Annotated in this window: 22 protein-coding genes and 1 other annotated feature; of the genes, 14 read left to right on the top strand and 8 right to left on the bottom strand. The window is 56.2% G+C overall.

What is annotated here, in order from left to right:
• Positions 1 to 53 precede the first annotated feature (53 nt).
• From RHN82_RS06250 to RHN82_RS06240, 3 genes are all read right to left on the bottom strand, one after another.
• Positions 54 to 749 (bottom strand): DUF1120 domain-containing protein, encoded by a 696-nt coding sequence (locus tag RHN82_RS06250; RefSeq protein ID WP_047052519.1) that lies wholly within the window; start codon positions 747 to 749, stop codon positions 54 to 56.
• Between the two features lie 250 nt (positions 750 to 999).
• Positions 1,000 to 2,016: a lipoate--protein ligase LplA gene (lplA, locus tag RHN82_RS06245; RefSeq protein WP_047052518.1), complete on the bottom strand. Its 1,017-nt coding sequence runs from the start codon at positions 2,014 to 2,016 to the stop codon at positions 1,000 to 1,002.
• A gap of 39 nt (positions 2,017 to 2,055) precedes the next feature.
• The gene (locus RHN82_RS06240) at positions 2,056 to 2,700 is read right to left on the bottom strand and encodes a YtjB family periplasmic protein (RefSeq protein WP_047052517.1); all 645 of its coding nucleotides are present in this window, start codon (positions 2,698 to 2,700) and stop codon (positions 2,056 to 2,058) included.
• Between the two features lie 117 nt (positions 2,701 to 2,817).
• On the opposite strand from RHN82_RS06240, the gene serB reads away from it, so the two are divergent.
• From serB to nadR, 3 genes are all read left to right on the top strand, one after another.
• Positions 2,818 to 3,786: a phosphoserine phosphatase gene (gene serB, locus RHN82_RS06235; RefSeq protein ID WP_032647175.1), complete on the top strand. Its 969-nt coding sequence runs from the start codon at positions 2,818 to 2,820 to the stop codon at positions 3,784 to 3,786.
• Between the two features lie 75 nt (positions 3,787 to 3,861).
• A complete protein-coding gene (gene radA, locus RHN82_RS06230) occupies positions 3,862 to 5,247 on the top strand; it encodes a DNA repair protein RadA (RefSeq protein WP_047052516.1) in 1,386 nt (461 codons plus the stop codon).
• 35 nt (positions 5,248 to 5,282) lie between these two features.
• On the top strand, positions 5,283 to 6,515 hold the full coding sequence (gene nadR / locus RHN82_RS06225) for a multifunctional transcriptional regulator/nicotinamide-nucleotide adenylyltransferase/ribosylnicotinamide kinase NadR (protein WP_003856522.1): 1,233 nt from the start codon (positions 5,283 to 5,285) through the stop codon (positions 6,513 to 6,515).
• Between the two features lie 73 nt (positions 6,516 to 6,588).
• Here the strand turns inward: nadR and RHN82_RS06220 are convergent, their stop codons facing one another.
• Positions 6,589 to 7,590: a zinc-binding alcohol dehydrogenase family protein gene (locus RHN82_RS06220; RefSeq protein ID WP_047052515.1), complete on the bottom strand. Its 1,002-nt coding sequence runs from the start codon at positions 7,588 to 7,590 to the stop codon at positions 6,589 to 6,591.
• 108 nt (positions 7,591 to 7,698) lie between these two features.
• On the opposite strand from RHN82_RS06220, the gene RHN82_RS06215 reads away from it, so the two are divergent.
• Entirely contained in the window at positions 7,699 to 8,598 is a 900-nt protein-coding gene (locus RHN82_RS06215; protein ID WP_047052514.1) for a LysR family transcriptional regulator, read from the top strand.
• Positions 8,599 to 8,726: 128 nt separating this feature from the next.
• Here RHN82_RS06215 and ettA read toward each other — a convergent pair whose 3' ends face one another.
• Positions 8,727 to 10,394, bottom strand: coding sequence for an energy-dependent translational throttle protein EttA (ettA, locus tag RHN82_RS06210; RefSeq protein ID WP_003856515.1), 1,668 nt, complete (start codon positions 10,392 to 10,394; stop codon positions 8,727 to 8,729).
• A gap of 226 nt (positions 10,395 to 10,620) precedes the next feature.
• Here ettA and sltY point away from each other — a divergent pair, with 226 nt between their 5' ends.
• Positions 10,621 to 12,558, top strand: a complete 1,938-nt coding sequence (gene sltY / locus RHN82_RS06205; protein WP_047052513.1) for a murein transglycosylase — start codon at positions 10,621 to 10,623, stop codon at positions 12,556 to 12,558.
• Positions 12,559 to 12,613: 55 nt separating this feature from the next.
• Positions 12,614 to 12,943 (top strand): trp operon repressor, encoded by a 330-nt coding sequence (gene trpR, locus RHN82_RS06200; RefSeq protein WP_003856511.1) that lies wholly within the window; start codon positions 12,614 to 12,616, stop codon positions 12,941 to 12,943.
• 27 nt (positions 12,944 to 12,970) lie between these two features.
• On the opposite strand, the gene yjjX is transcribed toward trpR, so the two are convergent.
• Positions 12,971 to 13,486, bottom strand: coding sequence for an inosine/xanthosine triphosphatase (gene yjjX, locus RHN82_RS06195; RefSeq protein WP_015572619.1), 516 nt, complete (start codon positions 13,484 to 13,486; stop codon positions 12,971 to 12,973).
• Between the two features lie 49 nt (positions 13,487 to 13,535).
• Between yjjX and gpmB the strand changes: the two genes are divergently transcribed.
• Positions 13,536 to 14,183: a 2,3-diphosphoglycerate-dependent phosphoglycerate mutase GpmB gene (gpmB, locus tag RHN82_RS06190; protein ID WP_047052512.1), complete on the top strand. Its 648-nt coding sequence runs from the start codon at positions 13,536 to 13,538 to the stop codon at positions 14,181 to 14,183.
• Here the strand turns inward: gpmB and robA are convergent.
• The gene (robA, locus tag RHN82_RS06185) at positions 14,180 to 15,049 is read right to left on the bottom strand and encodes an MDR efflux pump AcrAB transcriptional activator RobA (RefSeq protein WP_003856504.1); all 870 of its coding nucleotides are present in this window, start codon (positions 15,047 to 15,049) and stop codon (positions 14,180 to 14,182) included. The genes gpmB and robA overlap by 4 nt on opposite strands.
• A gap of 215 nt (positions 15,050 to 15,264) precedes the next feature.
• On the opposite strand from robA, the gene creA reads away from it, so the two are divergent.
• Entirely contained in the window at positions 15,265 to 15,735 is a 471-nt protein-coding gene (creA, locus tag RHN82_RS06180) for a protein CreA (protein ID WP_003856503.1), read from the top strand.
• A 48-nt stretch (positions 15,736 to 15,783) separates the two neighbouring features.
• On the opposite strand, the gene arcA is transcribed toward creA, so the two are convergent.
• Positions 15,784 to 16,500 (bottom strand): two-component system response regulator ArcA, encoded by a 717-nt coding sequence (arcA, locus tag RHN82_RS06175; protein ID WP_003856501.1) that lies wholly within the window; start codon positions 16,498 to 16,500, stop codon positions 15,784 to 15,786.
• Between the two features lie 95 nt (positions 16,501 to 16,595).
• On the opposite strand from arcA, the gene yjjY reads away from it, so the two are divergent.
• The 6 genes from yjjY to thrC all read left to right on the top strand — a co-directional run bounded on the left by yjjY (position 16,596) and on the right by thrC (position 22,866).
• On the top strand, positions 16,596 to 16,736 hold the full coding sequence (yjjY, locus tag RHN82_RS06170; RefSeq protein WP_001541509.1) for a protein YjjY: 141 nt from the start codon (positions 16,596 to 16,598) through the stop codon (positions 16,734 to 16,736).
• Positions 16,737 to 17,135: 399 nt separating this feature from the next.
• Positions 17,136 to 17,822 carry a tRNA/rRNA methyltransferase gene (locus RHN82_RS06165; protein ID WP_047052511.1) on the top strand — a complete coding sequence of 229 codons (687 nt, stop codon included), beginning with the start codon at positions 17,136 to 17,138 and terminating at the stop codon, positions 17,820 to 17,822.
• 211 nt (positions 17,823 to 18,033) lie between these two features.
• Positions 18,034 to 18,102 carry a thr operon leader peptide gene (gene thrL / locus RHN82_RS06160; protein WP_015572623.1) on the top strand — a complete coding sequence of 23 codons (69 nt, stop codon included), beginning with the start codon at positions 18,034 to 18,036 and terminating at the stop codon, positions 18,100 to 18,102.
• Positions 18,041 to 18,158 (top strand) — a sequence feature (Thr leader region). Its footprint overlaps the gene before it by 62 nt.
• A gap of 24 nt (positions 18,159 to 18,182) precedes the next feature.
• Positions 18,183 to 20,645 (top strand): bifunctional aspartate kinase/homoserine dehydrogenase I, encoded by a 2,463-nt coding sequence (gene thrA / locus RHN82_RS06155; RefSeq protein WP_047052510.1) that lies wholly within the window; start codon positions 18,183 to 18,185, stop codon positions 20,643 to 20,645.
• 1 nt (position 20,646) lies between these two features.
• Entirely contained in the window at positions 20,647 to 21,576 is a 930-nt protein-coding gene (gene thrB, locus RHN82_RS06150) for a homoserine kinase (RefSeq protein WP_022650380.1), read from the top strand.
• Positions 21,577 to 21,579: 3 nt separating this feature from the next.
• Positions 21,580 to 22,866, top strand: coding sequence for a threonine synthase (gene thrC, locus RHN82_RS06145; RefSeq protein ID WP_047052509.1), 1,287 nt, complete (start codon positions 21,580 to 21,582; stop codon positions 22,864 to 22,866).
• The last annotated feature ends 120 nt before the right edge of the window (positions 22,867 to 22,986 follow it).

The raw sequence follows: 22,986 nt of genomic DNA, 5'->3' as shown, positions 1-22,986 counted from the left end.
ATAAAAAAAGAGTGTAGCGAACGCTACACTCTTTTTTCTGCCATCACAGCGTTTTACAGGTAGACAAGGCTGATCGTGGCCTGGCCGTCAATATTTGTATCATCCGTAATCGCCAGCGTGTCGGTGCCCTGGATTGCCAGGGAAACGCGTAACGGGAAGACGGCATTGGAGAACGACATCGGGCTTAACGCGTCCGATTTCAACGCGACGGTATATATATATTCCGACGGTTTAACCAGCTCGTTTGAAGAGTTCATATAGGCCCAGGCATTCCCATTGCCTGGAACTGTCCATCCATGCAGGCCTTGTTCGATGAGGCCGTCTGCCGTGACTGCACTGGCATTGATATTGATTGCATAGACGCCCAGGTTGACACCGCCTGCCGTCTTACCTACACCAAAGTGGTTTGAATCGCTCCACGACGTACTATTACTCCAGCCTACATTAGTGAGGGTTATCCCCGTTTGCATTGAATCAGCGCGATCGTCAACGATGGTCCAGGCCACTTTCGTTGGAGAAGTACAGCTAATGGAGAAGGTGATATCTTTATTACCGAGCTGGTTTGTATCTGTAGCAGAGAGATCGCTCAGCATGATCCGGCCATAATCCGCCACGCCGCCATTGCTCAGAGAAGGGGTGCAGGCTGCGTTAGTCAGCGTGCCGGTCAGCTTTAACACTGCCGTTGAGTCTGCATAGGCTGATGTAGACAGAGCCAAAGCAACCGAGGTTGCCAGTAATATTTTTTTCATCGTTAATCCTTAACGTTTTATTTGCGGAAAAAGCTTTCCAGAGTCGTTATTTTGTTAGTTGTGCGCGAAACAGTCGATTTAATTGTCGTGAATGGGCAGTTCAGAAGAAATAAAATAAGAAGTGAATGTTATAATTCCCAATTATAAAATAACCGGAATGAATACAAATACAGAATGAAGAAGATCGGTGTACAGGGACTGGAGACGTGGCGGCGGGCAATAACAGGGCGCGTATCATTGCCCGTCACGTTTACCTGATTGTATGCGCTATCCACGCCGAGAGCTCCCGCAGCTCCGTCTGTTGTGCGGGAAAATCGCTAAGCAGGGCATCGCACGTTTCCTGAAGCCTGTCGGCGCGATAGAGACATCCTTGCAGGCGTGCGGCCAGCGCCTCCAGCGGGGCGGGGTTCAGGCTATCGGTAAACATCTGCGCGCGGGTAATATGACCTTTTTCCACGTCAAAGTGCAGCTCCACACCGCCCCAGGTAAAGCGCTCTTCCAGCAGATGCGAAAAGGCAGGCGCCTGGCCGAAGTTCCACTCCCAGCTGCTCTGGCGGGCAAAGGTTTCGGCAAAATTAGGCAGATCCGGTGTATGATGCGGGGAGATAATTTCCGCCTCGACGCGTTCGCCGTAATACGTAAAAAATGCCTCGCGCAAAGCATGGCAGATTTTTTCATGCGTAATATTCGGTAATAATTCCACTAAATTAGTTACACGCCCGCGCACCGACGTAATTCCTTTGGCCTGCAATTTTTTCTTATCGGGATTAAGGTAATTCGCAAGTCGGCTGAGATCCGCATCCAATAAAAGCGTACCGTGATGAAAACCGCGATCCATCGTTTCGCGGTAGGCTGAGCCTGACACTTTCCGGTCGCCTTCAGGCGTTTTCACGACCAGATCGTTACGTCCCGAGGCTTCAGCCGTCACGCCAAGCGAATTGAGCGCGTTAAGCACAATGGAGGTCGAGATGGTTTTGTCGTATTCCGGCTTGCCCGCCATAAAGGTAAAGCAGGTGTTGCCCAGATCGTGAAACACCGCACCGCCGCCGCTGCTGCGGCGCGCCAGGCGGACGTTGTCCTCTTCCATACGGCGGGTGTTACACTCTTTCCACGGATTTTGCGCGCGGCCAATAACGACCGTATCAGCGTTGCGCCAGAGAAACAGGACGCGCTGGGTGGCGGGCATCTGGCGGAAGATGCACTCTTCCACCGCCAGGTTAAACCAGGGATCGTGAGAGTCAGAGATAAGCAGGCGTAACGTCGTCATGGCAGAGTTCCTTTTCCGAATCATCCGCCTACTTTACCACTATTCTTTCTTATCGCTCTCTTCCTCTTCGGGCACCGACTTGCTGGCGGTTAACAGGAACGGTGACTGCTGCCAGCGGGTGCGCTTGCCTTGCAGCAGCGTACGCGCCAGTACCACGCCAATCGCCAGCGAGAGCAGCAGCATCAGGCGCAAAATATTGGTGGTGTTATCCACCTGTTTGGCTTCGGTTGGCAGGGTGTGGGTGTCGAGTGTCAGACGTAAATAGCCAAGCGGACCATTCTTGCCCTGAATAGGTTCGACGATTTGTTGGTTGAAATAACCCCCGGCTTTTTTGCCGTCCAGCGCCAGCCTGTCGCGCACGTCGACATGCTCACCCGCGCGGGCAATCAGGTCGCCCTGTTCATCGTACACGCCTGCATCCAGAATACGGCTGTTTTCCGTAAGCTGGCGCAATACCTGGGCTATCCGCTTATCATCCGGCGTTTCGGTGCGCATAGACGGCGCAACGTTGAGCGTCACCTGGCGCGCCAGGGTACGGGCCAGCTCTTCAAACTGCGGGTTACGCTGTCGTTGGTGATTCTGGCTAAACCAGGATGCCCCCTGCATCAGCGCCACTAATAGTGCGAGACAGATCAGGACAATCACGGCGCGATGAAGCCGGAATTTCAGTTTTGCGCGAGCCATATTCCACCTGCTTAAAATTTACGGCTTAATGTTGCCAGAAGTGATGGTTACAGGGTAGCCTCATGCGTTATTTTCCCTCTGGAACCTTCCGGCGCGAACGAAATTACAGGAGCTTCAATGCCGAACATTACCTGGTGCGACCTGCCAACGGATGTCTCTTTATGGCCAGGATTGCCGCTCTCTTTAAGTGGCGATGAGGTGATGCCTCTCGATTACCACGCTGGCCGTAGCGGCTGGCTGCTGTACGGACGCGGCCTGGATAAGCAACGCCTCACCCAGTATCAAACCAAACTGGGCGCAGCGATGGTCATCGTTGCGGCCTGGTGCGTGGAAGATTATCAGGTCATTCGCCTGGCGGGTTCCCTGACGCAGCGCGCCACGCGTCTGGCGCACGACGCCGGGCTGGACGTTGCCCCGCTCGGCAAAATTCCGCACCTGAAAACGCCCGGCCTGCTGGTAATGGACATGGACTCCACCGCCATTCAGATCGAATGTATTGACGAGATCGCTAAACTGGCGGGCAGCGGCGAGCTGGTGGCGGAAGTCACCGAGCGCGCGATGCGCGGCGAGCTGGATTTTACCGCCAGCCTGAGACAGCGCGTGGCGACCCTGAAGGGGGCCGATGCTAACATTTTGCGTCAGGTGCGCGATGAACTGCCCCTGATGCCGGGGCTGACGCAGCTGGTGCTCAAGCTGGAGACGCTCGGCTGGAAAGTGGCGATTGCCTCCGGCGGGTTCACCTTCTTTGCCGACTACCTGCGTGACAAGCTGCGTCTGACCACCGTGGTGGCAAACGAGCTGGAGATCATGGACGGCAAACTCACCGGACAGGTCATCGGCGACATCGTGGATGCGCAGTACAAAGCTAATACGCTGACGCGTCTGGCGGAGAAATATGACATTCCGGTCGAGCAGACCGTCGCCATCGGCGATGGCGCGAACGATCTGCCGATGATCAAAGTTGCCGGGCTGGGTATTGCCTACCATGCCAAGCCGAAAGTGAATGAAAAGACGGAAGTCACTATCCGTCATGCTGATCTGATGGGGGTGTTCTGCATTCTCTCCGGCAGCATTAATCAAAAATAGCGGCCTGCTTTTGTAGGCCGGGTAAGCGTCAGCGCCACCCGGCGCGCAGACCGCACAGAAATAACGAGGTAAACCGTGGCGAAAGCTCCAAAACGCGCATTTGTCTGTAATGAATGTGGTGCGGATTATCCGCGCTGGCAGGGGCAATGCAGCGCCTGTCATGCCTGGAACACCATCACCGAAGTGCGTGGTGTGGCGGCTTCGCCGAGCGTGGCCCGCAATGAACGGCTGAGCGGCTATGCGGGCAATGCAGGCGTGTCGAAGGTACAAAAACTTTCGGATATCAGCCTTGAGGCGCTGCCGCGCTTTTCCACCGGATTCAAAGAATTTGACCGCGTGCTCGGTGGTGGCGTAGTGCCGGGCAGCGCCATTCTGATCGGCGGTAACCCGGGCGCGGGTAAATCGACCCTGCTGCTGCAAACGCTCTGCAAGCTCGCCGAACAGATGAAAACCTTGTACGTCACGGGCGAAGAGTCACTCCAGCAGGTGGCGATGCGCGCTCACCGCCTCGGCCTGCCGACCGGCAACCTGAATATGCTTTCGGAAACCAGCATCGAGCAGATCTGCATGATCGCCGAAGAAGAGCAGCCGAAGCTGATGGTGATCGACTCCATTCAGGTGATGCATATGGCTGACATTCAGTCGTCACCGGGGAGCGTGGCGCAGGTGCGTGAAACCGCAGCCTACCTGACGCGCTTTGCCAAAACGCGCGGCGTAGCGATAGTGATGGTGGGCCACGTCACCAAAGACGGCTCGCTGGCCGGCCCGAAAGTGCTTGAACACTGTATCGACTGCTCGGTGATGCTCGACGGCGATGCGGATTCCCGTTTTCGTACCCTGCGCAGCCATAAAAACCGCTTTGGCGCGGTGAATGAGCTGGGCGTGTTTGCCATGACCGAGCAGGGGCTGCGCGAAGTCAGCAACCCGTCCGCCATCTTCCTGAGCCGTGGCGACGAGATCACGTCCGGTAGTTCGGTGATGGTGCTGTGGGAGGGGACGCGTCCGCTGCTGGTTGAAATTCAGGCGCTGGTGGATCACTCGATGATGGGCAACCCGCGGCGCGTGGCGGTCGGTCTGGAACAGAACCGCCTGGCGATCCTGCTGGCGGTGCTGCACCGTCACGGCGGTCTGCAAATGGCGGATCAGGATGTGTTCGTTAACGTGGTTGGTGGGGTGAAGGTGACGGAAACCAGCGCGGACCTGGCGCTGCTGCTGGCGATGGTCTCCAGCCTGCGCGACAGACCGTTGCCGCAGGATCTGGTGGTATTTGGCGAGGTGGGGCTGGCCGGCGAGATCCGCCCGGTGCCGAGCGGTCAGGAGCGTATCTCCGAAGCGGCAAAACATGGCTTCCGCCGCGCGATTGTTCCGGCCGCCAACGTGCCGAAAAAAATCCCGGAAGGGATGAAGGTTTTTGGCGTTAAAAAACTCGCAGATGCGTTAAATGTCTTTGACGACTTATAATTACGTATTCGATTTTGCAGGAGGCACCGTAATTTATGTCATCATTTGACTACATCAAGACCGCTATCCGCCAGAAGGGCTGCACGTTGCAGCAGGTGGCGGACGCCAGCGGCATGACCAAGGGCTACCTGAGCCAACTGCTGAACGCCAAAATCAAAAGCCCCAGCGCGCAGAAACTGGAAGCGCTGCACCGTTTTCTGGGGCTTGAATTTCCGCGGATGCAAAAGAACATCGGCGTGGTGTTCGGTAAGTTCTACCCGCTGCATACCGGGCATATCTATCTGATCCAGCGCGCCTGTAGCCAGGTCGACGAGCTGCATATCATCATGGGTTATGATGAAACCCGCGATCGCCAGCTGTTTGAAGACAGCGCCATGTCGCAGCAGCCCACCGTGCCGGACCGCCTGCGCTGGCTACTTCAGACCTTTAAGTACCAGAAAAATATACGCATTCATGCTTTCAACGAAGAGGGCATGGAGCCCTATCCGCACGGCTGGGACGTGTGGAGCAACGGCATCAAAGCGTTTATGGAAGAGAAGGGCATTGCGCCTAACTGGATCTACACCTCTGAAGAGTCTGACGCGCCGCAGTTCCGCGAGCATCTGGGCATCGAAACGGTGCTGATCGATCCTAAACGCACCTTCATGAACATCAGCGGGGCGCAGATCCGCGAGAACCCGTTCCGCTACTGGGACTACATCCCGACCGAGGTGAAGCCGTTCTTCGTGCGTACGGTGGCGATCCTCGGCGGAGAGTCGAGCGGGAAATCGACGCTGGTGAATAAGCTGGCGAACATCTTCAACACCACCAGCGCGTGGGAGTATGGCCGCGATTACGTCTTCTCACACCTTGGCGGCGACGAGATGGCGTTGCAGTATTCCGACTACGACAAAATCGCGCTCGGTCATGCCCAGTACATTGATTTCGCGGTGAAATATGCCAATAAAGTCGCCTTTATTGATACCGATTTCGTCACCACGCAGGCGTTCTGCAAAAAGTACGAAGGACGCGAGCACCCGTTCGTGCAGGCGCTGATTGACGAATACCGCTTTGACCTGGTGATCCTGCTGGAAAACAACACCCCGTGGGTGGCCGACGGCATGCGCAGCCTGGGCAGCTCGGTGGACAGGCGTGAGTTCCAGACCATGCTGGTGGAGATGCTCAATGAGAACAACGTTGAGTTTGTGCATGTGGAAGAGTCGGATTACGACACCCGTTTCCTGCGCTGCGTCGAGCTGGTGAAGGAGATGATGGGGGAGCAGGGTTAATAACTTCCCCTCTCCCACTAGGAGAGGGGACTTTAATCTCCCTCTCCCTTTGGGAGAGGGCCGGGGTGAGGGTTCAATACTCAACCACCACCTTCCCACGCATATGCCCCTCCAGCACCTTGCGGTGCGCTTCGGTAATGCTTTCTACGCTTAGCCCGTGCAGCGTTTCGCTGAGCGAGCTTTCCACCACGCCGTTATCCACCAGCTTCGCTACCTCATTTAAAATCTCACCCTGACGCGCCATATCCGCAGTCTGGTACATGCTGCGGGTGTACATAAACTCCCAGTGCAGGGCGGCAGATTTAGATTTCAGCTTGTCCTGGTTCAGCGGATGCGCATTTTCAACGATGGAACAAATGTGTCCCTGAGGGGCAATCAGATCGCTGACCGCATCCCAGTGCTCGTCGGTGTCGTTGAGGATAAAAATGTAATCCACAAAGGTGAGTCCCTGTTTCGCCAGTTCTCCCTTCAGGTCGTGGTAATTTACAACAATGTCAGCCCCGCGATCGCGGCACCACCGGGCGGAATCTTCTCGTGAAGCGGTTGCGACGATCTTCACCTTGCTGTTGTGCTTCGCAAACGGGATCGCCAGCGATCCGACTCCACCCGCGCCGCCAATAATCAGCAGCGTTTTATCTGCATCGGCATCCTGAATCTTCAGCCGTTCAAACAGGCCTTCCCACGCGGTGAGCGCGGTTAAGGGTAGTGCAGCGGCTGCCGCCCAGCCGAGGCTGGCAGGCTTGTGCCCGACAATGCGCGCATCGATCAGCTGATGCGTGGTATTGCTGCCCGGGCGGGTGATGTCCCCCGCGTACCACACTTCGTCACCCGGTTTGAATCCGGTGACGCCAGCCCCAACGGCTTTGACGATACCGCTGGCATCCCACCCGAGAATGCGCGGCTCCTTCAGTCCGCTTTTAGCAATGCCTGCATGTACCTTGGTATCTACCGGGTTTACGGAGACGGCTTTCACCTCCACCAGCAGATCGTGTTCGCCGGGCTGCGGCATCGGCGGGGTGATTTCAACGAAGGTGGAGGGATTTTCCGGGCTAACGGCAATGGCTTTCACTGACATGGTGTGCTCCTCAATGGCATGCGTTTTGTTGAGGCTAGTCTATTAAGTGGTCAGCTGCATGATAAGATGGACAATCAAGAACTCAGCGTTCGTACAGGGTGAACAAACATGTTTAAACAGCTTCAGGATATGGCGCTGTTTGCGCTGGTGGCGGAGATGGGCAGCTTTACCGCGGCGGCGCAGAAGGCGGAACTGCCGAAATCCAGCGTCAGCCAGCGCATTAGCCAGCTGGAGCAGCAGGTGGGGATCCGTCTGCTTAACCGCACCACGCGCAGAATAAGCCTGACGTTTGCGGGCGAGCACTATCTGGTGCACTGTCGCGAGATGCTGGCGGCCAGTGAGCGCGCGGAGTATGCCATTCAGCGGCTGCGCGAAAACCCCAGCGGGCGGCTGCGGATCACCTGTCCGGCGGGAATTGGCGCGACGCTGCTGGCGCATATGAATGCCGAGTTCCAGCTTCGCTATCCGGACGTGTCGCTGGATGTGTCGATCTCAGACGATGTGGTGGATCTGGTCGAGTCTGGCTTTGACGTGGCGCTGCGCACCGGCAAACCGCAGGATTCTTCCCTGATTGGCCGCATGATTGGGCACTGTCCGCGCTATATGCTGGCCTCGCCCCACTACCTGGCACGCCGGGAGCCGTTAATTCATCCCCGACAGCTGGTGGATCACCGCTGCATTACGCACCGGTCATGGTCGGAGTGGCTTCTGCGAAGCGAGAATGAGGATTACCGCTACCTGCCGGATAACGCCCACATGACGGATAACCTGGTGTACGCCCGGGAATGCGCCATTGCCGGGGCGGGGATCACGCTATTACCCGCATTCCTGCTGGAAGATAAGATCGAAAAGGGCGCGCTGGTGAAGGTGCTGTCGGCGTGGAGCGTTGAGGGAAACGATCTGTGGCTGGCCTACCCGAGCCGTAAGCTCAATTCGCCTGCGCTGATGAGCTATATCGACTTTGCGATGCAGTTTGATGAGGTGAAGCGGTATTACGTGGGCAAATAAAAAAGCCGGGTGGCGGCTTCGCCTTACCCGGCCTACACACTGTGCGGCCTGATGCCCTCACCCTGGCCCTCTCCCACGGGGAGAGGGTACAAACATAAAAAACGGCAACCGAAGTTGCCGTTTTGCTTTTATTTCGCAATACGCTTGTACTTAATACGCTTCGGCTCCAGCGCGTCGGCGCCCAGCGTGCGTTTCTTGTACTCTTCGTATTCGGTGAAGTTACCTTCGAAGAACTCCACTTTACCTTCGTCCTGGTAGTCCAGGATGTGGGTTGCGATACGGTCCAGGAACCAGCGGTCGTGCGAGATAACCATCGCGCAGCCCGGGAACTCCAGCAGGGCGTTTTCCAGCGCGCGCAGGGTTTCGATGTCCAGGTCGTTGGTAGGTTCATCAAGCAGCAGAACGTTGCCGCCAACCTGAAGCAGTTTCGCCAGGTGCAGACGACCGCGCTCACCGCCGGACAGCTCGCCCACGCGTTTGCCCTGGTCGGTGCCCTTGAAGTTAAAGCGGCCAACGTAAGCGCGGCTTGGCATCTCGGTGTTGCCGATACGCATGATATCCAGACCGCCGGAAACCTCTTCCCACACGGTTTTGCTGTTATCCATTGCGTCGCGGAACTGGTCCACGGAGGCCAGCTTCACAGTCTCACCCAGGGTGATGGAACCGCTGTCAGGCTGTTCCTGACCGGACATCATGCGGAACAGGGTGGATTTACCCGCGCCGTTCGGACCGATGATGCCGACGATAGCGCCTTTCGGTACGGAAAAGGTCAGATCGTCGATCAGCACGCGGTCGCCGTAGGACTTACGCAGGTTAGTCACTTCCACCACTTTATCCCCCAGACGTGCGCCAGGTGGAATAAACAGTTCGTTGGTTTCGTTACGTTTCTGGTATTCAGTGTTGTTCAGCTCTTCGAAGCGTGCCAGACGGGCTTTGCCCTTGGACTGACGGCCTTTCGCGCCCTGACGCACCCACTCCAGCTCTTTCTCGATAGACTTACGACGCGCCGCTTCCTGAGAGGCTTCCTGCGCCAGACGCTGATCTTTCTGCTCCAGCCAGGAGGAGTAGTTGCCTTCCCACGGAATACCTTCGCCGCGGTCCAGCTCCAGGATCCAGCCTGCCACGTTATCAAGGAAGTAACGGTCGTGGGTAATCGCCACCACGGTGCCTTCGAAGTCGTGCAGGAAGCGCTCCAGCCACGCCACGGATTCGGCATCCAGGTGGTTGGTAGGTTCGTCGAGCAGCAGCATGTCTGGTTTTTCCAGCAGCAGACGGCACAGCGCCACGCGGCGGCGTTCACCACCGGACAGGTTAGCGATTTTCGCATCCCAGTCTGGCAGGCGCAGGGCATCGGCCGCTCGCTCCAGCTGCACGTTCAGGTTGTGACCGTCGTGCGCCTGGATAATCTCTTCATATTTGCCCTGTTGTGCAGCAAGCTTGTCGAAGTCCGCATCCGGCTCGGCGTATTTGGCATACACTTCATCCAGACCTTTCAGGGCGTTAACCACCTCGGATACCGCTTCTTCAACGGATTCACGTACGGTGTGTTCCGGGTTCAGCTGAGGTTCCTGCGGCAGGTAGCCGATCTTGATGCCAGGCTGCGGACGGGCTTCACCTTCGATGTCTGTATCGATGCCGGCCATGATGCGCAGCAGGGTGGACTTACCGGCACCGTTGAGACCCAGAACACCGATTTTTGCGCCCGGGAAGAAGCTCAGCGAGATATTTTTAAGAATATGACGTTTCGGCGGGACAACTTTGCCGACACGATGCATGGTATAAACGAATTGAGCCACGTTGGACTTCGCCTCTTTTATCGTGATGAGAATGAATTTCAGCCTCGAAGTGTAGCCTTTTTCACGCCCTAATCCCAGCCAGGAACGTCGGGAGTGTTAAAACGCGCAAGAAAGGTAAAAAAGTGTCCATGACGTGGCGCGTTGTGGGATGCCTGGTTAGCATAAGTTGATGTAACTTTGACGTGGCAAGACGCTGCAACTGACGAAAAACAATGAGGAAGAGCTTGTGGAAAAAGCCAAACGGGTGGTCTGGCGTCTGCTGGCTGCCAGCGTATGCGTAATGGCGGTAAGCCAGGCGGTGCATGCCGATTCACTGGATGAACAACGTAACCGCTATGCCCAGATTAAACAGGCATGGGACAACAAGCAGATGGATACCGTTCAGGCGCTGATGCCGACGCTGAAGGATTATCCGCTGTATCCGTATCTTGAGTATCGCCAGATCACGGACGATCTCATGAATCAACCGACCGTCACCGTGAATAACTTCATTCAGGCGAACCCGACCCTGCCGCCTGCGCGCACCCTGAAGTCCCGGTTTGTGAACGAGCTGGCCCGTCGCGAAGACTGGCGCGGCCTGCTGGCTTTCAGCCCGGATAAACCGGGCGCAACGGAAGCGCAGTGTAATTACTATTATGCGAAATGGGCGACTGGTCAGCAGGAGGAAGCCTGGGCCGGTGCGAAAGAGCTGTGGTTGACGGGCAAAAGCCAGCCAAACGCCTGTGACCCGCTGTTCAGCGCCTGGCGCGCCTCGGGCAAGCAGGATCCGCTCTCTTACCTGGAACGTATTCGCCTGGCGATGAAGGCCGGAAACACCCGGCTGGTCTCCGTGCTGGCGGGCCAGATGCCCGCGGATTATCAGACCATTGCCTCGGCCGTTATCAGTCTGGCAAACGATCCCAATACCGTGCTGACGTTTGCGCGTACTACCGGCGCGACCGATTTTACCCGCCAGATGGCGGCGGTGGCCTTTGCCAGCGTGGCGCGTGATGATGTGGAAAACGCACGGCTGATGATCCCGCAGCTGGCGCAGGCCCAGCAGCTTAATGACGATCAAACCCAGGAGCTGCGCGATATCGTGGCGTGGCGACTGATGGGAACAGATGTCACTGACGAACAGGCGCGCTGGCGTGACGATGCGGTGATGCGTTCAAACTCTGTCTCGCTGGTGGAGCGTCGCGTGCGCATGGCGCTGGGAACGGGCGATCGTCGTGGCCTCAATACCTGGCTGGCGCGTCTGCCGATGGATGCCAAAGAGAAAGATGAATGGCGTTACTGGCAGGCAGACCTGCTGCTGGAGCGTGGTCGTGACGATGAAGCCAAAGAGATCCTCCACTCCCTGATGCAGCAGCGCGGATTCTACCCGATGGCGGCGGCGCAGCGTCTGGGCGAGGAGTACACCCTGAAGATCGACAAAGCGCCAGCCAACGCGAACCCGGCGCTGACGCAGGGTCCGGAAATGGCGCGCGTGCGCGAGCTGATGTACTGGAATCTGGATAATACCGCGCGCAGCGAGTGGGCTAATCTGGTCACCAGCCGTACCACCGATGAGAAAGCGCAGCTTGCCCGCTATGCGTTTGATAATCGCTGGTGGGATCTGAGCGTGCAGGCGACGATCGCCGGCAAACTGTGGGATCATCTCGAAGAGCGTTTCCCGCTGGCTTATAAGGATCTGTTCGATCGCTACACCAGCGGCAAAGATATTCCGCAAAGCTACGCGATGGCGATCGCCCGTCAGGAGAGCGCCTGGAACCCGAAAGTGCGTTCTCCGGTGGGTGCCAGCGGCCTGATGCAGATTATGCCGGGCACCGCGACGCACACGGTGAAGATGTTTAATATCCCAGGCTACAGCAGCCCGTCCCAGCTGCTGGAGCCGGAGACTAACATCAACATCGGTACCAGCTACTTGCAGTACGTCTATCAGCAGTTCGGTAATAACCGTATCTTCGCGTCAGCGGCGTACAACGCCGGGCCTGGCCGCGTGCGGACATGGCTTGGCAACAGCGCAGGGCGTATCGACGCCGTGGCGTTTGTCGAGAGCATTCCGTTCTCGGAAACGCGCGGCTATGTGAAGAACGTGCTGGCGTATGACGCCTACTATCGCTACTTCATGGGGCAGAAAGATACCCTGATGAGCGATGCCGAGTGGCAGAGACGTTACTGATCGGCGCGGGTTGTGTTATGCTGTACTCGCTAATGAGTACAAGAGGCAGCATAACATGACCCAGCATTCCCCGTATTCCTCGGCCATGGCCGAACAGCGTCATCAGGAGTGGCTTCGTTTTGTGGAGTTGCTCCGCCAGTCTTATGACAAAGATCTGCATTTACCGTTGCTACAGCTGATGCTGACGCCAGACGAACGTGAAGCGCTGGGCACGCGGGTACGTATTATTGAGGAACTGCTGCGCGGCGAAATGAGCCAGCGCGAGCTGAAAAACGAGCTGGGCGCGGGTATCGCGACCATCACACGGGGTTCAAACAGCCTGAAGTCGGCGCCGGTTGAACTGCGCCAGTGGCTGGAAGCGGTATTGCTGAAAAACGCCGGATGACGGCTTCGCCTTATCCGGCCTACAAACTTAACGATAAATCGCGTTATGGAACGGACTTAACGCCAGGATAACGGCCTGGTGGTAAACGCCTGAACGCGTAAGCTTGCCACCCGTAAAGACGCCAATCGCCCCCTCTTTACGACCAATCTCATCAATGCCGGTGTAGTGCGACATTACCGGCCCCAGCGCCTCACCCGCGCGGACTTTCTCCAGTATGACCTCCGGCAGCGGCAGCGTGGCAGAACGCGCTTCGCCGCGCTGCTCACGGCTTTCAATGACAACCCAGCTGAAGGTCGCCCCTTCGTCGATACCTGCTTCAATCGCGACCCAGAAGTCAGCGTCTGGCGCGGCGGCTTTTGCATTCGCCACGCGATTTCGTGCGCCAGCGCGTGTTTCCTCGCTGCCAAACGGCTGTTCTGGCACACCGCTCTCGACGCCGACGGCGTCAATATGGCAGGATCCTTCGCCGAAGATCTCTTCAAATGCCCTTAGAATTGCCTGAATTTTGGCAGGATTGGTGGTAGCAGAGACAACATGGTGCATAATTAAGCTCGATTAAAAAAAATTCATCGCAGTATAACGGAAAAAAAGCATGTTACAGGTATACCTTGTTCGCCACGGTGAAACGCAGTGGAACGCCGAGCGACGTATTCAAGGCCAGTCAGACAGTCCTCTCACCGACAAAGGTGTGCAGCAAGCGTGGCAGGTGGCGGAGCGCGCCAGAACGCTGGGTATCACTCACGTCATCTCCAGTGATTTAGGCCGCACGCAGCAGACGGCACGCATCATCGCCGATGCCTGTGGCTGCGACGTTATCCTCGAACCGCGCCTGCGCGAGCTGGATATGGGCGTGCTGGAAAAACGTCCTATCGATACGCTGACGGAAACCGAAGAAGGCTGGCGTCGCACGCTGGTGAACGGCACTGAAGATGGTCGCATCCCTGAGGGGGAATCCATGCAGGAGCTGAGCGTGCGCATGCATGCCGCGCTGGCCGAGTGCCTGAAACTCCCGGCAGGTAGCCGACCGCTGCTGGTGAGCCACGGTATCGCGCTGGGTTGCCTGGTAAGCACCATTCTGGGACTGCCGGCTTACGCCGAGCGCCGTTTGCGTCTGCGCAACTGCTCCATTTCCCGTATCGACTATCAGGAAAGTGCCTGGCTGGCATCGGGGTGGGTGGTTGAGATGGCAGGGGACATTTCGCATCTTGATGCCCCTGCACTGGACGAATTGCAGCGTTAACGACGTACCGGAATCAGGAATTCCATACGCAGATTGATAGGGCCTTCTTCCGGTTTAGCATCTTGCGCCGGATAGTAGCGCTCAATGTCCTGACCTTTACGGCGATTCAGATTCAGCATCGGCATGCAGGTCCCGTAAACGGTCAGGATGAACTCCTGAACGCCCGTTCCTAAACCTTCGTATGAGAACATCACATACTCGCCGCCTTCCAGCACGACTGGCTTCGAGCCATGAATGTAACCGTTCGCCATGTCAGGCGTCAGCGCCGTGGTATAGAACACCTCCTGCTCGTCATCTTTTTCCTGGCTTGGATGCGTTTCGTTCAGGCCATACAGAATCGGCGGGATCGCCGGAGCGTGGCTTAAAAATTCGCGCCAGAACTGAACGCGCATCTGATGGCGGAACTCGGAGATCTGCTCCAGGGAGCAGGAGTAGCTCTGCGTGGTGCCGACCAGGTGCGTTTCCGGCAGGGTGATGATTTCATATTTTGGCATCGCGAACTCGCCCAGACGCAGCGGCGGACGCATACCAAAGGAGCTCCAGTCCGGCGAGCGGCGATAAAGCGCTGGCGTTAACGAGAACTGTTTTTTAAAGGCGCGGGTGAAGGTTTGCTGCGAATCGAAACGATATTGCAGGGCAATATCCAGGATTGGTCGCGCGGTCAGGCGCAACGCAACAGCAGACTTTGATAAACGACGTGCGCGAATATAGGCACCGATAGCATGACCGGTGACATCCTTGAACATCCTTTGCAGATGCCACTTGGAATAGCCTGCTTTTGCCGCCACATTATCCAGTGACAATGGCTGGTCGAGATGACCTTCCAGCCAGGTGAGCAGGTCGCGAATAATTCCAGCCTGATCCATATACTATCCTCATCCTTAAAACTGCCGCAGGTGCCTGTTTACAGGTTAGCGGATAATAGCATTTTTTGACGTTTTAGCATTCAGTGTTTTTTTTGCGCATAAATGCTTTTTGTGGTGATTTATGTGCGGATATATTCTAATCCTGTGATCTTGCTACATTTTTATCTAACCTGTTGAATAATCGCTCAGCGTAATTTTTTATGAATGGTAACAATATGAAATACAAGGTTTTAGTCTTTGCAGCACTGGCGCTGATGGCAGGACGCGTGGCGCAGGCGGAGCAAATTGGCTCCGTGGATACCGTGTTTAAAATGTTTGGGCCGGACCACAAAATTGTGGTGGAAGCCTTTGACGATCCGGACGTTAAAAACGTCACCTGCTATGTCAGCCGGGCGAAGACCGGCGGGATTAAAGGCGGCCTGGGACTGGCTGAAGACACGTCTGACGCGGCCATCTCCTGCCAGCAGGTTGGTCCGGTGGAATTGAGTGACAAAATTAAAAACGGCAAAGCGCAGGGCGATGTCGTATTCCAGAAACGAACCTCGCTGGTGTTCAAAAAGCTACAGGTGGTCCGTTTTTATGACGCGAAGCGTAACACCCTGGCTTATCTGGCCTACTCGGACAAAGTCGTGGAAGGCTCACCGAAAAACGCGATTAGCGCGGTGCCGATTATGCCGTGGCATTGATAAAAAAAACGGCGCAAAAGCGCCGTTTTTTACTGCGTGACGGGAGGATTACTCCTGGAGGTCACCGCAGAAACGATAGCCTTCACCATGGATCGTGGCGATGATTTCCGGCGTATCAGGCGTAGATTCGAAATGTTTACGAATACGACGGATGGTTACGTCAACGGTACGATCGTGTGGCTTCAGCTCACGACCGGTCATTTTCTTCAGCAGTTCTGCACGAGACTGAATCTTGCCCGGGTTCTCGCAGAAGTGCAGCATCGCGCGGAATTCACTGCGCGGCAGTTTGTACTGCTCACCGTTCGGGCTAATCAGCGAACGGCTATTGATATCAAGTTCCCAGCCGTTGAATTTGTAGCTGTCGACGCTACGACGCTCTTCACTGACCGTACCCAGATTCATGGTGCGGGACAGCAGGTTGCGTGCACGAATGGTTAACTCGCGAGGGTTGAACGGCTTGGTGATGTAGTCATCCGCGCCGATTTCCAGACCAAGAATTTTATCAACCTCGTTGTCACGGCCTGTCAGGAACATCAACGCGACGTTCGCCTGTTCACGCAGTTCGCGCGCCAGAAGAAGCCCGTTTTTGCCCGGCAGGTTGATATCCATAATCACCAGGTTGATATCATTTTCAGAAAGGATCTGATGCATCTCTGCGCCATCGGTCGCTTCAAAGACATCGTAGCCTTCTGCTTCGAAAATGCTCTTTAACGTGTTGCGTGTTACCAACTCGTCTTCAACGATAAGAATGTGCGGGGTCTGCATGTTTGCTACCTAAATTGCCAACTAAATCGAAACAGGAAGTACAAAAGTCCCTGACCTGCCTGATGCATGTCGCAAATTAACATGATCGGCCTAACGTGACTAAAGTACGTAATTGCGTTCTTGATGCACTTTCCATCAACGTCAACAACATCATTAGCTTGGTCGTGGGTACTTTCCCTTTGGACCCGACAGTGTCAAAAACGGCTGTCATCCTAACCATTTTAACAGCAACATAACAGGCTAAGTGACACCGGACACCCAATAAAACTACGCTTCGTTGACATATATCAAGTTCAATTGTAGCACGTTAACAGTTTGATGAAATCATCGTAGCTGAATGCTAGCCTTTGTCACAATTTTTCAATAAACCAACTAGTTGCGGACATTGATTGATAAACGGTACGAATCCAATCAGAAAAGAGTATTCATATGGTCATTATCATTACAAAACATAAGGATAATGGGCTTCTGTTAACATTCTAACTGATTGTTCAGTCACAAAATAGTTTAGCTTTTTTTAATTGTTGTGAAACGCTATTTCGGTGATTTGTGTTGCAAAATTGTAAATTCGTGCTGCGTAATATGTTGAACTGAATCACATTTTTACCTGCTAACTGATTAAAAAGAGAACGTAAATGCATCTGTCGATTGTGCTGGTGGCGCCAGCAAGAGCTGAAAATATTGGCGCTGCGGCGCGTGCCATGAAGACTATGGGTTTTACCGATTTGCGTATTGTGGACAGCACCGCACATCTGGAGCCTGCTGCGCGCTGGGTGGCGCACGGTTCGGGTGATATTCTTGATAATATAACCACTTACGCTACGCTCGCCGACGCACTACACGATATTTCGTTTACCGTCGCGACGACCGCGCGCAGCCGGGCGAAGTTTCACTATTACGCCACGCCTGCTGAACTGGTGCCGATGCTGGAAGAAAAAAGCCAGTGGCTGGAGAAAGCCGCGCTGGTGTTTGGGCGAGAAGATTCCGGGCTGACTAACGAAGAGCTGGCGCTGGCTGACGTGCTGACGGGCGCGCCAATGGTGGCGGATTATCCGTCACTCAATCTGGGGCAGGCGGTGATGGTCTATTGCTATCAATTAGCATCCTTAATGCAAATTTCTCAGCCACCGGTGACAGTTTCGGATGAAAACCAGCTGGCGGCACTGCGTGTTCGAGCAGATAAGCTTCTTGAGCAGTTGGGCGTCGCTGACGATCAAAAAATGGTGGACTGGTTACAGCAGCGCCTGGGGCGTCTTGAACAGCGCGACACGGCAATGCTGCACCGATTGCTTCATGATATTGAAAAAAAATTAGCCGAGTAAAATAGTGTCATAGGTTTTTATTATGGCCGATCCTGCTGATGTCTGGGGTTGCATCTGGGGTATTCCGATGAAAATAAATCTGCCCGCAGCGGGACGTGAGAATGTCCCGAATTGTGATCAAATTAAAAATTCATTGACTTAAGGGGCTCGATCCTTTAACCCTAAAAGAATAGAGCACAGACAGATAATAATGACAGAGTACACAACATCCATGAAACGCATCAGCATCACCACCATTACTACAACCATCATCATTACCACAGGTAACGATGCGGGCTGACGCGTACAGGAAAAACAGAAAAAAGCCCGCACCTGAACAGTGCGGGCTTTTTTTTCGGCTAAAGGAAATGAGGTAGAACCATGCGAGTGTTGAAGTTCGGCGGTACGTCAGTGGCAAATGCAGAACGTTTTCTGCGTGTTGCCGATATCCTGGAAAGCAACGCCAGGCAGGGGCAGGTTGCCACCGTGCTCTCTGCCCCGGCCAAAATCACGAACCACCTGGTGGCGATGATTGAAAAAACCATCGGTGGTCAGGATGCACTGCCAAACATCAGCGACGCCGAGCGTATCTTCGCCGATCTGCTTCAGGGGCTGGCCGACGCTCAGCCTGGTTTCCCGCTGGCGCAGCTGAAAAGCACCGTTGAACTCGAATTTGCCCAGATTAAACACGTTCTTCACGGTATCAGCCTGCTTGGTCAGTGCCCGGACAGCATCAACGCGGCGCTAATTTGCCGGGGGGAAAAACTCTCTATCGCCATCATGGCCGGCGTGCTGGAAGCGCGCGGTCACCACGTGACGGTCATCGATCCGGTAGAAAAACTGCTGGCTGTGGGGCATTACCTCGAATCCACCGTCGACATTGCCGAGTCGACACGCCGCATTGCGGCGAGCAAAATCCCGTCTGACCATATGATCCTGATGGCAGGCTTCACCGCCGGGAACGAGAAGGGCGAACTGGTGGTGCTGGGGCGTAACGGCTCTGACTACTCCGCTGCGGTGCTGGCGGCCTGTTTACGCGCAGACTGTTGTGAGATCTGGACTGACGTCGACGGCGTTTATACCTGCGATCCGCGCCAGGTACCGGACGCCAGGCTGCTGAAGTCGATGTCGTACCAGGAAGCGATGGAGCTCTCCTACTTCGGCGCTAAAGTTCTTCACCCGCGTACCATCTCCCCGATTGCCCAGTTCCAGATCCCTTGCCTGATTAAAAACACCGGTAACCCCCAGGCGCCGGGCACGCTGATTGGCGCCAGCGCGGATGAAGATGACCTGCCGGTGAAAGGCATCTCCAACCTCAACAATATGGCGATGTTCAGCGTCTCCGGCCCGGGGATGAAGGGCATGGTCGGCATGGCGGCACGCGTCTTTGCCGCTATGTCCCGCAACGGGATCTCCGTGGTGCTGATCACGCAGTCTTCTTCCGAATACAGCATCAGCTTCTGCGTCCCGCAGGGCGATTGCCTGCGCGCCCGTCGCGCGCTGGAAGAAGAGTTCTACCTGGAGCTGAAAGAAGAGCTGCTGGAGCCGCTCTCGATTCAGGAGCGTCTGGCGATTATCTCTGTGGTCGGCGATGGAATGCGCACCCTGCGCGGTATCTCCGCTAAATTCTTTGCCGCGCTGGCGCGGGCCAATATCAATATCGTGGCGATTGCCCAGGGCTCGTCAGAGCGTTCAATTTCCGTTGTTGTGGATAACGATGACGCCACTACCGGCGTGCGCGTGGTGCATCAGATGCTGTTCAACACCGACCAGGTGATTGAGCTGTTCCTGGTGGGCGTCGGCGGCGTCGGTGGCGCGCTGCTGGAGCAGGTGAAGCGCCAGCAGGAGTGGCTTAAGAAGAAACATATCGATCTGCGCGTCTGCGGTATTGCGAACTCGAAAGCGTTGCTGACTAACGTCCACGGTCTGAATCTGGAAAACTGGCAGGCGGAGCTGGAAGAGGCGAAAGAGCCATTTAACCTGGGCCGCCTGATCCGCCTGGTGAAAGAGTATCATCTGCTTAACCCGGTTATCGTCGACTGTACCTCCAGCCAGGCGGTGGCCGATCAGTACGCGGATTTCCTGCGCGAAGGGTTCCACGTGGTGACGCCGAACAAAAAGGCCAACACCTCGTCGATGGATTACTATCACCAGCTGCGGCTGGCGGCGAGTAAGTCGCGCCGTAAGTTTCTGTATGACACCAACGTGGGCGCAGGCCTGCCGGTCATCGAGAACCTGCAAAACCTGCTGAACGCGGGCGACGAACTACAGCGTTTCTCCGGCATCCTCTCCGGCTCCCTGTCGTTTATCTTCGGCAAGCTGGACGAAGGGATGAGCTTGTCGGAAGCCACCCGCGCCGCGCGCGAACTGGGCTACACCGAGCCGGATCCGCGCGACGATCTCTCCGGCATGGACGTGGCGCGTAAGCTGCTGATCCTGGTGCGCGAAACCGGCCGCGAGCTGGAGCTTTCGGATATCGTGATTGAGCCGGTGCTGCCAGCAGAATTTGATGACAGCGGTGACGTCAGCGCCTTTATGGCCAGGTTGCCGCAGCTTGACGACGCCTTTGCCGCACGCGTTGCGAAAGCCCGTGATGAAGGTAAGGTATTGCGCTATGTTGGCAACATTGAAGAAGACGGCGTCTGCCGGGTGAAGATTGCCGAAGTGGATGGCAACGATCCGCTGTACAAGGTGAAAAACGGCGAGAACGCCCTGGCGTTCTACAGCCATTATTATCAGCCACTGCCGCTGGTGCTTCGCGGCTATGGCGCAGGGAATGATGTGACGGCGGCAGGCGTGTTTGCCGATCTGCTGCGTACCCTGTCATGGAAGTTAGGAGTTTAAGATGGTTAAAGTATATGCCCCGGCTTCCAGCGCCAATATGAGCGTCGGATTTGACGTGCTGGGCGCGGCGGTAACGCCGGTGGACGGTTCGCTGCTGGGCGATACGGTTACGGTTGAGGCGGCAGAGCGCTTCAGCCTGAATAACATCGGCCGTTTCGCCAGTAAGCTGCCGTCTGAACCGCGCGAGAATATCGTTTATCAGTGCTGGGAACGCTTCTGTCAGGAGATCGGCAAAAACGTGCCGGTCGCCATGACGCTGGAAAAGAGCATGCCGATTGGTTCGGGGCTGGGCTCGAGCGCCTGCTCGGTGGTCGCCGCGCTGGTGGCGATGAATGAGCACTGCGGCAAGCCGCTGAACAACAGCCGTCTGCTGGCGCTGATGGGCGAGCTGGAAGGGCGCATCTCCGGCAGCATTCATTACGATAACGTTGCGCCGTGCTTCCTCGGCGGCATGCAGCTGATGATCGAAGAAAATGGCATCATCAGCCAGCAGGTGCCAGGGTTTGATGAGTGGCTGTGGGTGCTGGCCTATCCGGGCATTAAAGTGTCTACCGCCGAAGCGCGTGCGATCCTGCCGGCGCAGTATCGTCGTCAGGACTGTATCGCCCACGGGCGTCATCTGGCGGGCTTTATTCACGCCTGCTACACCCGTCAGCCGCAGCTGGCGGCGAAACTGATGAAAGACGTTATTGCCGAGCCGTATCGCACGAAGCTGCTGCCAGGCTTTAACGAAGCGCGACAGGCATCCATGGATATCGGCGCACAGGCGTGCGGCATCTCCGGCTCCGGCCCGACGCTGTTCGCCTTATGCGACAAGCCAGACACCGCGCAGCGCGTGGCGGACTGGCTCTCTAAACACTACCTGCAAAATCAGGAAGGCTTTGTTCATATTTGCCGTCTGGACACGGCTGGCGCACGAGTACTGGGATAACGAATGAAACTCTACAACCTTAAAGATCATAACGAGCAGGTCAGCTTTGCGCAGGCGGTAACGCAGGGGCTGGGCAAAAATCAGGGGCTGTTCTTCCCCCACGACCTGCCGGAATTTCAGCTGACCGACATCGATGAGCTGCTGAAGCAGGACTTTGTCACCCGCAGCACCAAAATTCTGTCTGCGTTTATCGGCGACGAAATCCCGCAGGAACTGCTCGAAGAGCGCGTGCGTGCGGCGTTTGCTTTCCCGGCGCCGGTGAAGCAGGTGAAGCCTGACGTTGGTTGTCTGGAGCTGTTCCACGGCCCGACGCTGGCGTTCAAAGATTTCGGCGGTCGCTTTATGGCGCAGATGCTGACCCACATCAGCGGCGACAAACCGGTGACCATCCTGACCGCGACCTCGGGCGATACCGGTGCGGCGGTGGCCCATGCGTTCTACGGCCTGAAAAACGTCCGCGTGGTGATCCTCTATCCGAAAGGCAAAATCAGCCCGCTTCAGGAAAAACTGTTCTGCACCCTTGGGGGCAACATTGAAACCGTGGCGATCGACGGCGATTTCGATGCCTGTCAGGCGCTGGTGAAGCAGGCCTTCGATGACGAAGAGCTGAAGGCGGCGCTGGGGCTGAACTCTGCCAACTCCATCAACATCAGCCGTCTGCTGGCGCAGATCTGCTACTACTTCGAAGCGGTGGCGCAGCTGCCGCAGGAGGCGCGCAATCAGCTGGTGGTTTCCGTGCCAAGCGGCAACTTCGGCGACCTGACGGCGGGCCTGCTGGCTAAATCTCTGGGGCTGCCGGTGAAACGCTTTATCGCGGCGACCAACGCCAACGACACCGTGCCACGCTTCCTGAAAGACGGGAAGTGGGCGCCAAACGCGACGCAGGCCACGCTCTCCAATGCGATGGATGTGTCACAGCCTAACAACTGGCCGCGTGTGGAAGAGCTGTTCCGCCGTAAGGTCTGGCGTCTGGGCGATCTGGGTTACGCAGCGGTGACGGACGAAACCACGAAAGCCACCATGCGCGAGCTGAAAGCGGTGGGCTATACCTCTGAGCCGCACGCGGCGATTGCCTATCGTGCCCTGCGCGATCAGCTTCAACCGGGTGAGTATGGCCTGTTCCTCGGCACCGCCCATCCGGCCAAGTTCAAAGAGAGTGTGGAAGCGATCCTGGGGGAAACGCTGCCGCTGCCAAAAGAGCTGGCCGAGCGTGCCGACCTGCCGCTGCTGTCTCATGAACTGCCCGCAGACTTTGCCGCGCTGCGTAAGCTGATGATGACCCGAGCGTAAGTTTGTTGCCCGGTGGCGGTTACGCCTTACCGGGCCTACAACGGCTCAGAACGTAGGCCGGGTAAGCGCAGCGCCACCCGGCTTTTTTATGGAGAAATTAAGGAGAAAAACAGCAGGAAA

This window comes from Enterobacter cloacae complex sp. EB5, from assembly GCF_031432835.1.
Classification (GTDB): Bacteria; Pseudomonadota; Gammaproteobacteria; order Enterobacterales; family Enterobacteriaceae; genus Enterobacter; species Enterobacter hormaechei_C.
Note: the sequence above shows the minus strand (reverse complement) of the source record. Positions and strands in the feature narration are given on the sequence as shown.